The organism is Corynebacterium pelargi, assembly GCF_014635485.1.
Classification (GTDB): Bacteria; Actinomycetota; Actinomycetes; order Mycobacteriales; family Mycobacteriaceae; genus Corynebacterium; species Corynebacterium pelargi.
Window position 1 is genome coordinate 173,009 of record NZ_BMCX01000002.1, and the last position, 10,789, is coordinate 183,797.

General features: G+C 58.5%; 12 protein-coding genes. 11 read left to right on the forward strand and 1 reads right to left on the reverse strand.

All coding sequences use genetic code 11. The annotated features are described in order from the left end of the window. Positions 1-12: 12 nt before the first annotated feature. From proC to IEU99_RS04510, 4 genes are all read left to right on the forward strand, one after another. The gene (gene proC / locus IEU99_RS04495; RefSeq protein ID WP_128890559.1) at positions 13-822 is read left to right on the forward strand and encodes a pyrroline-5-carboxylate reductase; all 810 of its coding nucleotides are present in this window, start codon (positions 13-15) and stop codon (positions 820-822) included. Positions 823-1,174: 352 nt separating this feature from the next. Beyond that, positions 1,175-1,366, forward strand: a complete 192-nt coding sequence (locus IEU99_RS04500) for a helix-turn-helix domain-containing protein (protein WP_123935426.1) — start codon at positions 1,175-1,177, stop codon at positions 1,364-1,366. 406 nt (positions 1,367-1,772) lie between these two features. After that, a complete protein-coding gene (locus IEU99_RS04505) occupies positions 1,773-1,874 on the forward strand; it encodes a 30S ribosomal protein bS22 (protein ID WP_003402602.1) in 102 nt (33 codons plus the stop codon). A 149-nt stretch (positions 1,875-2,023) separates the two neighbouring features. Further along, complete coding sequence (locus IEU99_RS04510) at positions 2,024-2,902, forward strand: DsbA family protein (RefSeq protein ID WP_128890558.1); 879 nt, start codon at positions 2,024-2,026, stop codon at positions 2,900-2,902. A 26-nt stretch (positions 2,903-2,928) separates the two neighbouring features. Here the strand turns inward: IEU99_RS04510 and IEU99_RS04515 are convergent, their stop codons facing one another. Continuing rightward, on the reverse strand, positions 2,929-3,981 hold the full coding sequence (locus tag IEU99_RS04515) for an HAD-IB family hydrolase (protein ID WP_128890557.1): 1,053 nt from the start codon (positions 3,979-3,981) through the stop codon (positions 2,929-2,931). A gap of 115 nt (positions 3,982-4,096) precedes the next feature. Between IEU99_RS04515 and IEU99_RS04520 the strand changes: the two genes are divergently transcribed. From IEU99_RS04520 to IEU99_RS04550, 7 genes are all read left to right on the forward strand, one after another. Further along, positions 4,097-4,339, forward strand: coding sequence for a glutaredoxin family protein (locus IEU99_RS04520; RefSeq protein WP_128890556.1), 243 nt, complete (start codon positions 4,097-4,099; stop codon positions 4,337-4,339). A 172-nt stretch (positions 4,340-4,511) separates the two neighbouring features. Beyond that, entirely contained in the window at positions 4,512-5,867 is a 1,356-nt protein-coding gene (locus IEU99_RS04525; RefSeq protein ID WP_128890555.1) for a glutamyl-tRNA reductase, read from the forward strand. Between the two features lie 40 nt (positions 5,868-5,907). After that, on the forward strand, positions 5,908-6,798 hold the full coding sequence (gene hemC / locus IEU99_RS04530) for a hydroxymethylbilane synthase (RefSeq protein ID WP_128890554.1): 891 nt from the start codon (positions 5,908-5,910) through the stop codon (positions 6,796-6,798). Positions 6,799-7,075: 277 nt separating this feature from the next. Continuing rightward, positions 7,076-8,761 (forward strand): uroporphyrinogen-III synthase, encoded by a 1,686-nt coding sequence (locus tag IEU99_RS04535; protein ID WP_128890553.1) that lies wholly within the window; start codon positions 7,076-7,078, stop codon positions 8,759-8,761. Between the two features lie 122 nt (positions 8,762-8,883). Further along, positions 8,884-9,897: a porphobilinogen synthase gene (gene hemB / locus IEU99_RS04540; RefSeq protein ID WP_128890552.1), complete on the forward strand. Its 1,014-nt coding sequence runs from the start codon at positions 8,884-8,886 to the stop codon at positions 9,895-9,897. A 2-nt stretch (positions 9,898-9,899) separates the two neighbouring features. Beyond that, entirely contained in the window at positions 9,900-10,433 is a 534-nt protein-coding gene (locus IEU99_RS04545; RefSeq protein WP_128890551.1) for a hypothetical protein, read from the forward strand. After that, positions 10,430-10,789 carry a hypothetical protein gene (locus tag IEU99_RS04550; protein WP_128890550.1) on the forward strand — a complete coding sequence of 120 codons (360 nt, stop codon included), beginning with the start codon at positions 10,430-10,432 and terminating at the stop codon, positions 10,787-10,789. Before IEU99_RS04545 ends, IEU99_RS04550 begins: the two co-directional genes overlap by 4 nt.

The window sequence follows — 10,789 nt, forward strand, 5'->3', positions numbered from 1 at the left end:
AATCTAGGGCGCATGTCTACTGTTGCAATTATCGGAGGCGGCAAGATCGGCGAGGCGCTGTTAGCTGGGCTGATCGCCGGTGGAATGAACCCGAAAAAAATCCACGTTGCTAACCGCCGCAGCGAGCGCAGCCAAGAGCTAAAAGAGCAATACTGCATCGTGCCTTTTAGTGATAACGCCCAGGCCGTTGACGGTGTAGACGTCGTCTTTTTGTGCGTGAAGCCGAATGTGCTGGTCAAGGTGGCAGATGAGATCGCCGAGGCCGTGGACAATAATGACTCCACCATCGTGGTCTCGATGGCTGCCGGTGTAAGCAATGCCAGCATTGAAGAGGTGATGGCGGCAGGAACGCCAGTGCTTCGCGTGATGCCGAATACGCCCATGCTTGTTGGAAAGGGCACCTCAGCGATTGCGCCGGGGCGTTTTGCCGATGAGGAAAATATTGAGCAAGTGAGCAAGCTGCTCACCACCGTTGGCACGGTAGAAGTGATTGCAGAATCCGATATGGACGCAGTGATTGCCATGTCTGGTTCTTCCCCGGCGTATCTTTTCCTCTTCGTTGAGGCGATGATCGATGCCGGTGTGCAACTTGGGCTCAAGCGAGAAGTGGCTAAGAAACTCGCCAGCAACTCCATCTATGGTGCCGCGGCCATGCTGCAAGAAACCGGCGAGGAGCCAGCGCAGTTGCGGAGCAATGTGTGCTCACCAGGCGGCACCACGATTGCGGCTGTGCGTTCGCTAGAAGAATCCGGCTTGCGCGGCATGATGTACCGAGCCGCTGAGGCTGCAGCGCAGCGCAATGCCGAGATGGGGAAGCACTAAAGCATGAAGTGCTGAGCCTGTGCGCTCCGCGCCTGTGTGCTCCGGGGTTGTGGGCTCCGGGTCTGTGTGCTCAGGGGTTGGGGGCTCGTTGTTGGGGTAGCGTCCTGAGAGGGGCGTTACCCCTTTTCTTTTAAGTTCTACTTCAGACTCTGTTGAAGCTGACAATAGAGAAACTTCTGTGTGCTGTGCTTTTAATGTTTTCTCTTGTGACTCACGGGGCGATTGCGTTGCTTCTTTTCACCTAAGTCGCAAGCGCAACACAGTTCACGCTAAGCTTATGCAAGCACGTGCGTGTCCGTTCTGTGGGAGGGGAAGCCTACAGCGCGCCACGAGCTGAAGGGTAGATATAACTATGGCAAGAGAAGAAAACGGGACCTTTCTAACGGTTGCGGAAGTCGCAGAGATCATGCGAGTGTCCAAAATGACCGTGTACCGACTCGTCCACTCTGGCGAACTGCCGGCCGTGCGCGTGGGACGCAGCTTCCGCGTCCATGAAAAAGCGGTGAACGAGTACTTAGACGCCTCCTACTACGAGGTGGGCTAGTTGCCTTATTGCCCGCATGGGCGATATCTGGCACTAGCTAGAGGTTCCTTCACTTTTCACGCACCCCCCCTTGGTGGCACCGAGGACGTGACGCCCCTTGTAGGCTTCACAAAAACTCATGTGCCTCCCTGGGGGTTTTGTGCTTGTTGTGGCCAGTGAAACTCAGGCGACGATTTGGGCAGGGAGAAACCTCGCCGCTAAGATGGTTCGCATTCGTGTCGGCGCCGCCTCGGCGGCTGTCTAGTCTGGCCAGGCTTGATCAGCTAGACCGCGCTTGAGGTGTTCACGCAGCGGAAGAATGTGCACTTCAACCGCGTATCTGAGATGGGATCAGCGATCGCATCTCTCATGCGAACGCCGACAGGGAAGTACGTACACCAACGAATTTTGTAAAGGGGACCGATTCATGGGTTCTGTGATTAAGAAGCGCCGCAAGCGCATGTCCAAGAAGAAGCACCGCAAGCTGCTGCGCCGCACCCGCGTTCAGCGTAGAAAGCTTGGCAAGTAAGCCTTCGTGCTGTTTTGCAGGCCGCCTGGTCACCGCATAGCGCCGGTGCCTGGGCGGCTTTGTGCTTATTTCCCCTGCATAGCAATGTCCCCTGCGTAGCTGTAGCCCCTGCATAGCAATATGCCTCCAAGAAAGGTAGAACCACGACGATGTCCCAACGTTTCAGCTTCACGCCTCGCCTGATCGCCTTGGCGCTAGCGCTGCTGCTCGCCGTGGCAGGGGGTGCATACTTCGTCGGCATGCGCTCAGGCGAAGGATCCCAGCAAAGCGATACCCAAAGCGCCGCCGCCCGCCAAGAGCCCGGTGCATCGGCATCAGCCTTGCCGGTGCTTGCCAACCCGAATATCCGTGAGGAAGTAACCCCGGGTACTGAGGGCTTGGATGGCCCAGAGCCTCTGGCAGATGGAAGCTACGACGCCATGATCTTCGGGCCAAAGGCCCCGATTCGCAGTGCAGAAGATGTGCGCAATGTTCACCGTCGCGACCCGAAGGATCCCTTCGCCATCGGTGCCGTGGATGCGCCGGTGGTGATTGCCGAATTTTCGGATTTCGAATGCCCCTACTGCAGCCAATGGTCGAATAACACAGAACCGGCACTGATCAAAGAGTACGTAGATCGCGGTCTGGTCAGGATCGAGTGGAACGATATGCCGGTCAATGGTCCGGCAGCAGAAGCCGCCGCCCAAGCCGGCAGGGCAGCAGCAGCCCAAGGGAAATTTGATGCCTTCCGCCGCGCGTTTTATCAGGCCACCGCAGATATCTCCGGCCACCCCAATTTCGGCCTAGAAGATTATGTGCGCATTGCCAAAGAGGCAGGAGTGCCAAATATTGAGCAATTCCGCCAGCAGGCCAGTGATGGCACCTATAAAGAAGTCATCGAGCAGGCCAAGCGCTATGGCGCCTCCATTGGTATTCAGGGCACCCCGGCCTTCGTGGTGGGTGAGCAATACATCTCAGGTGCCCAGCCGGTAGATGTGTTCATGCGCGCGGTTGACCAGGAACTGCAAAAGGCCCACCAAGCCTCATAGCTCAAGCACGCGGGCGTGGCAGGGGCTTAGCGTTTTGCGCGACGGCTATATTTCCAGCCGCTGAGGCTGAGCGCTGCGGTGGCAAGGGCAGGAGCGCCATAGGCGCGCACGGCTTTGCGTAAGCTGCGGTAATCGCGAATTTCCCAGCCGCGTCTGAGCGCCTCTTTGCGTAGCTTGCGATCCGGGTTCACGGCAACGGCTGTGCCCACCATGGAAAGCATGGGCACGTCGTTCACCGAATCGGAATAGGCGGTGCAGCGGCTGAGGTCGAGTTGTTCAAGGGTGGCCAACGCGGCTACGGCGTGGCGTTTGCCGGGGCCGTGCAAGATATCGCCAACGAGCCTGCCGCTAAAGCGACCATCTTCTACTTCTGCCACGGTGCCAAGTGCGCCGGTAAAGCCGAGGCGTTTTGCCAGCACCTGGGCAAGCTGGACGGGGGTGGCGGAAACTAGCCACACCTGTTGGCCTTGGGCGAGGTGCTGATCGGCTAGGGCCTTGGTGCCGGGCCAAAGCTTTTCGCTCATGTTTGAGTCGACGATTTCTTCACATAAGCGCACAAGCTCTGCCACTTCGCGCCCCTTGACAAACTCCAGGGCCTGTTCGCGCCCTTTGGCCACGTCTTGGGCGTTCTCTGCGCCTGTGAGGCGGTATTTGGCCTGCTTCCATGCCACCGGCAGGATCTCGTTGAGCTTAAAAAAGCGCCGCTTGGCCAGTTCCATGAAAAACACTGCGAGCGAAGACCCTTGGATCAGGGTGTTATCAATGTCGAAGAAGGCTGCTGCACCCACGTCTTGGGGGATATTCGGGTCTGGGGCGCTGATGCGCGAGGAGCCTGCGGCTTCGAGTGCTCCGCTGACGGAATCAAGCCCTGATGCGTAGTCTTTGAGGTCGAGATCGAAAAGTTCGGCGGCGGCCAGTGCTGCGGATGCCTCACCGGCGCGCCTTTGGCTGGAGGCATTGATCGGTGGCATAGCTAATTCCTCGAAGAAGCGGCGAAGATTGCCTTTGGTCATGGACCAGCCGGCAAGGAATTCTTGGGGAGTTTGGGGCCAGGTGGGGTCTTGGGAACTAAAGCTCAACAGCGTCGCTTTCCACAATCGGAGCCGATGTATCAGTAATCTGTCACCATCGTAACGGCTAGAAGCAAAAGCTTCTCGACGAACCTCGCAAAGCACCGAAGGAAGTGGCAAGCCAGTGGCTGAAAAGGTTGCATTAATTACGCGTGAGAACTGTGGCTCCTGCAAACGGGTGGCAGCGCAGATCGCCCCTATTGTGCAAGAAGCACAACTTCCCTTCCTGATTCAAGGCGTAGAGACTGATCCCGAGCTGGCCGCGGAGTTTGGCGACCGAGTGCCAGTGGTGCTCATTGATGATGAGGAATTTGCCTGCTGGGAAGTGGATAACGAGGAATTGCGCGAGGCTTTGGGCTTGCGGTAGCCACCACACCCGATTCCGGGCACTTAGTACAGGCTTTGTTGTGGGAATACGGTGCGGGGGATTAGCGTTGGTTAGTCCGGAGTAAGCGGAGCTTGATCAACCGATCGGTTGATATTGTTGAAGCTTCATTGACAAGACTTAGAGATTCCACGGTGAAAGCGGTGATGAGGGCGTGAGCTTATTGGTGGTGGGCATGTCCCACCGATCTGCGCCAGTGGCCCTGCTCGAACAGCTCAGCTTGGATGAGGCTGGGCAAAAACATGCTGCCTTGGCCATGGTCGATCGGCCATCCTTAAGTGAAGCGATGATCGTGTCTACCTGTAACCGCCTTGAGGTCTACGCGGTAGCCAACAGCTTCCACACAGGAGTAGGGGAAGTCGTCGAGGTGCTCCAAGAGGTATCGGGAGCAGATATCGACGAACTGCGCGGTTCGCTGTATGTGCGCTATGCCGACGCCGCTGCTGAGCACATGATGCTCGTATCCTCTGGGCTTGATTCCATGGTGATCGGCGAGCAGCAAATCATTGGCCAGGTTCGTTCCTCCTACCAAGGCGCCATTGAGTCTGGTTCCGTAGGCCCTGCCTTGCACGGTTTGGTGCAAGCAGCGTTGCGCACCGGCAAACGTGTCCACGCAGAAACAGAGATCGACGAAGCCGGAGCCTCCATGGTGTCTTTTGCTTTTGATAAGGCACTCGATGCCATGGGCCGAGAAGACCTTTCTGGCAGCACGGGGCTCGTGCTCGGTGCCGGTGCCATGGCATCTTTGGCCGCCACCCACATGGGCAGGCTCGGCATTGATCGCATCATCGTGGCTAATCGAACCCGCTCCAGGGCTGAGCGTTTGGCAGAACACGCCAAAGAAGCTGGAGTGCAAGCCGATGTGGTGGATTTTGAGCAGCGCCATAGCGTGCTCGACCAAGTAGATATCGCGGTATCCGCCACCGGCGCAGATAACTTCACTATCACCGCAGAAGATATTCCAGCAGGTAAAGCATCGCTGATGCTCATCGACTTGTCCCTGCCTCGCGATATCTCCGATGCAACCGCCCAATTAGAGGGTGTGGAGCTTGTCAATATCGAGCGCTTGAAGGATATGAACGCACGAACTGGCACCCCCACCGATGCGGCTGCTCAGGCGATCGTGGCAGAAGAGCTTGAGGCCTATACCTCGGCGCAGCGGGTGCGCAATGTGGCACCGGCTGTATCGGCGCTGCGTAAGCACGCAGCGGAGATCATCGACTCGGAAATTGAGCGCCTGGTTGCCCGCACTCCCGATATGGACGATCACTCCTTCGGAGAGGTGCAAAACACTGTGCGCAGAGTGGTAGATAAGCTCCTGCATCACCCCACGGTGAGGGTAAAGGAATTGGCGGCAAGCAGCGGCACCGTCTCTTACGACACCGCCTTGCAGGAACTCTTCGGCCTCCCGCTCGAGCGCGGCGTGAGCGTGGCGGTGTCGGATCTCCCCGATGCGGAACTCGTCGCCTTGGGTTTTACCCAGGCAGACAAGGTGCTTCGCACCGAATGAGCACATTGACCCAAGCAGACCTACAGGCAGAAAGGGCTCTATGAGTCTGAAAATCGGTACGCGCGGCAGTTTGCTTGCCACCACTCAGTCCGGCCATGTTCGCGATGCGCTGGCAGAACAAGGTGTGGAAGCCGAATTGCACATTGTCACCACCCACGGCGATGTGAACATGGCTCCCGTGGAAAGAATCGGCGTGGGCGTTTTTACCCAAGCCTTGCGCGAGGCTTTAGAGGCCGGGGAATGCGATATTGCTGTGCACTCCTTTAAGGATCTCCCCACCGAGCCCGACCCGCGCTTCCATCTGGTGGTGCCCAAGCGCGCCGATGCCCGCGACTGCCTCATCGCCCGCGATGGTCTGCGCCTCGAAGATCTGCCCGAGGGCGCGAAAATCGGCACGGGTGCACCGCGTCGTATTTCTCAGGTGAAGCGCCTTCGCCCCGATGTCGAATGTGTACCGCTGCGCGGCAATATCGATACCCGCATGTCTAAGGTGCGTTCGGGTGAGCTCGACGCCGTGGTCTTGGCCTATGCCGGCTTAGAGCGAGTAGGCCGTGGGGAAGAAGCCACCGAGGTGTTTGATCCTGAGGTCTTTGTTCCCGCTCCTGCCCAAGGTGCGCTTGCCATCGAATGCCGTGTGGACGATGAACAGGCCCGCAAGGCCATCGATGCCATCGCTGATGCCTGGGCGCAATCTGCTGCGCTTGCAGAAAGGGTCGTGCTCAATCGCCTTGAGGCCGGCTGCACCGCCCCCGTGGCGGTGGGCTCTGCCAATATCGACGGCCAATTGCGCGTGCATGCCGTGGTGGTGTCCCTCGACGGCACCGAGCAGCTCGAAGCCGAGGCCCAGGGCGATATTGCCCAGGCGCACGAGCTCGGCCAGCAGGTGGCACAGAGCTTGATTGATGCCGGTGCCGCCCAGATCCTCGGCTAAAGCCTAAGACCTTGGCTTAAGCTTTGATGCCCAAAAGCCGCAGTGACAAGCCTGAATGTCGCTTGCTGCACCCAATGGCAGGGGTAGAAAGCCGGGCGTGCTATATTGCCTAATTTTCTTTCTGCACCGCCAAAGGGTTAGGGTTGAATCCAGTTATCGCCTCAGCCGGGCACCAGCAACGGTGCTGCCTGGGGCGTGCATTTGTGTTGAGCAAGCGTGCAAAAAGTGCGCAGACTACAACGAACCCCAGTGGTTCTAGAACAGCGAATTTGTGTAGATGAGTGAAGCCCCGCAGGAAGCTAATCCTGGTGCCGTGATCTTCGTCGGTGCAGGTCCTGGTAACCCAGACCTGCTCACTGTCCGTGCGCGCGAGGTATTAAGCCATCATGCACATGCTCTGGTGGATCAATCCGTGCTGCCAGGAGTGCGTGCCGTCGTCGGCAGTGCTTTAGAAGTACCCGCCGCCAAGCTGGAACAGGCCGAAGAAGCCTATGAGCGTCTCTGCGCTGAGGCGAAGGCCAATGGTGCGAAGCGCAAGCCGCATCGCCCGGCCCCTCCGACGGCCGCCGAGATCGAGGAAGTCTCCGCCGAGGAGTCTGTCCATGACGTGGTGCAGCGCCTGAATGCACTGTGCCAGGGTGGCCAGCAGGTGATTCGTTTGGTTCAAGGCAATCCGCTTGCCGACGAACGCACGCTCGCAGAAATCAACGAAGTCACAGAGCAGGGACTGGAATTCCACATCGTGCCGGGTATGTCTTTGCCCGCCACCGTCCCCATGTTCGCCGGCATTGCGCTTGGTTCCACCTACACCGAGACGGACCTTTCTCAAGGCGAGATTGATTGGGATCAATTAGCCAGCGCCCCGCAGCCTTTGGTGCTGCAGGCAAGCCGCGATGATCTAGCAGTGATCGCAGAAGAGCTCTTAAGCCGCGGCATCCCAGAAGATACTTCGGCCACGGTCACCGCCTATGGCACCACTCGTTTGCAGCGCAGCTTCGATGTGGAATTAGCCCAACTTGATCGCCTAGACGTCGATCTCAGCCCCACCGTGGTGGTGACCATCGGCCGGGCAGTCGATGAGCGCACCAAGTATTCCTGGTGGGAAAACCGCCCGCTTTTCGGTTGGCGAGTCCTGGTGCCGCGGGCCAAGGATCAAGCAGGCCCGATGAGCGCAAGGCTGGCATCCCACGGCGCGATTCCGCAGGAAGTGCCCACGATCTCCGTGGAGCCTCCTCGCAATCCCGCGCAGCTTGAGCGTGCCATCAAGGGTGTGGTGGAAGGCCGCTACCAGTGGGTGGTCTTCACCAGCGTGAACGCGGTCAAGGCCGTGTGGGAAAAGATCCGCGACTTCGGGCTCGATGCCCGCGCATTCGCTGGGGTGCGCATCGCTGCGGTGGGCACCAAAACTGCCCACGCTGTGCGCGAATTAGGTATCACCCCAGAGCTGTTGCCGCCACGGACGCGTCAAAATGCTGCAGGGCTGGTTGAGGTATTCCCCGAATACGTCGAAGACCTCGACCCAGTATCGCGCGTGCTGCTGCCGCGGGCCGATATCGCCACCGAAGTATTGGTAGAAGGCCTCAGCGCCGCTGGTTGGGAAGTCGATGACGTCACCGCCTACCGCACCGTTCGTGCAGCACCTCCAAGTGCTGAGGTGCGCGACATGATCAAAACTGGCGGTTTTGATGCAGTGTGCTTTACCTCTGCTTCTACCGTGCGCAACCTTGTAGGCATCGCCGGCAAACCGCATCAGCGCACCATCATCGCCTGCATTGGCCCGATGGCGAAGGCCGCGGCAGAAGAAGCCGGCCTGAAGGTCGATGTTGTGCCAGAGGTCGCCGATGTGCAGTCGCTGGTGGATGCGCTTGCCAGGCATGTAGCGGATTTGCGCGCCGCCGGGCAGTTGCCCCCACCGCGAAAGAAGCGCCGTAGCCGTAAACAACCCACCGCCACAAGCAACTAGCCTGCGTTAGCGTGCAAAAAGGGTAGCGTTAATACAGCGCCCGTGAGGTTGCCCGCAGCACCCTCACTGAAGCTCAGCACACTACCCAGATTGCCTAGGCAATGCTGTTTGGAAAGGAAGCCATGTCTGCAGCCGAATCTCAATTGAATCGCCGCCCACGCCGCCTGCGTTCCTCGAAGCAGATGCGCGAGTTTGTCGCGGAGACGCAATTGCGCCCAGCAGATCTGATCCTGCCCATGTTCGTAGCCGATGGCATCGACGCACCCAACCCGATCGTCTCCATGCCGGGGGTTGTGCAGCACACGCTCGATTCTTTGGTTGAGGCCGTGCGCGAAGCCATCTCGGTGGGGATTCGCTGCGTAGATCTCTTTGGTGTGCCCCTCGATAGCGATAAGGACGCCGAGGGCAGTGCCGCCTGGGATAAGGATGGCATTTTAAATGTTGCTCTTCGTACCCTGCGCCGTGAATTTGGCGATGAAATCCTCATCATGGCCGACACCTGCCTGGATGAGTTCACCGATCATGGCCACTGCGGAGTGCTCAGCACTGACCGCTTTGGCAAGGTGATCGTGGATAATGATGCAACCTTGCCGCTCTATGCGCGCATGGCGGTGGCACAGGCCGAAGCCGGCGCGCATATCATCAGCCCCTCGGGCATGATGGACGGCCAGGTGGCCTATATCCGCCAGGCACTCGACCAAGCAGGATTTAGCGATGTCGCCATCATGGCCTACTCGGCGAAATATGCTTCCGCCTTCTTTGGCCCATTCCGCGATGCGGTGGGGTCTTCCTTGCAGGGCGATCGCCGCGCGTATCAGCAAGACCCGGCCAATATCCGTGAATCCTTGCTCGAAGTTGATCTCGACATCGACGAAGGCGCTGACTTTGTGATGGTCAAACCAGCCATGCCCTACCTGGATGTACTCCGGGAGGTCAGCGAACGCTCGCTCGTGCCCGTGGCCGCCTATCAGGTTTCCGGTGAATACGCCATGCTCAAGGCCGCCGCAGCCCAGGGTTGGTTAGATGAACGCCAGGTGATGATGGAATCGCTCATGGCCATCAAGCGCGCAGGTGCAAACCAGATCCTTACCTACTTTGCAGTGGATGCCGCAAGGGTACTGCGAGGTGAAGTCTAATTTTGAGCACCGAGAGCAAGAACGCCACGGCGGTTTCAGCGCAACGCCCGGAACCACTGCGCTTTGCCCTAAGGTGCTGGTGGGTGTTGGTTGGCGCCGAAATCATCCACCAGATCACAAACTTCACCATCGCCGTGCAAACGCGCGGTCAGCTCCGCGATGAGATTGCCTCAAGCCAAAGCGAGGAGATATCTCCAAAGCTTCTCGACGCCGCGACCATCATGGCACTCGCCGGCATCACAGGTCTTTCGCTGATCATCGTCGGGATCATCGCTTGGTTGGTCCACACCCTTGGGCGTGCCCAAAAACGAGCCCCCATTGCGCGAAGGGTGCTTGGATATTTTGCTATCTACTTCGCGTTGCGCGCCGGGCTGCTGTTTAGCATGCAACCCCAGGGTGGCATTGATGTTGCCTACTACGCCATCGATGGCTGCGTACAAATGCTCATCGGTGTACTTGGGCTTTTGGCCATCTACTTTGCCTCGCGCCCAGAGTCCGTGGAATTCATCGAGGGCAAAAAGGAGCAGCAGGGATGATCACGCAGCCGTCGAAAAGCGATACCGTGCTGATCTATCTTGGCATCGTCGCTGCTGTGTTGCTCATGGTTTCGCGTGGAGTGATGACGGTGTTATCGAACTCCTCGGCGCTGGGGCAGCATCCTCTGCTTGGCATGGCCAATATTTTTTGTGGCGTCTTGCTTGCGGCAGCCACAGCCCAAAGCTCGCTCACAAAGGAGAAATCTCGACGGGGACTCTCCCTTGGGCTGCAGCTATGTATCGCCTTAAATCTTCTCGCCCTGGCGCTCGGAGCGGCCATTGCCGAGCATGTACTCATTGTGCTGATGTTGGCCTATAGCCTCTTTGCGATCCATCGCCTGCACCCAGATAGTTGA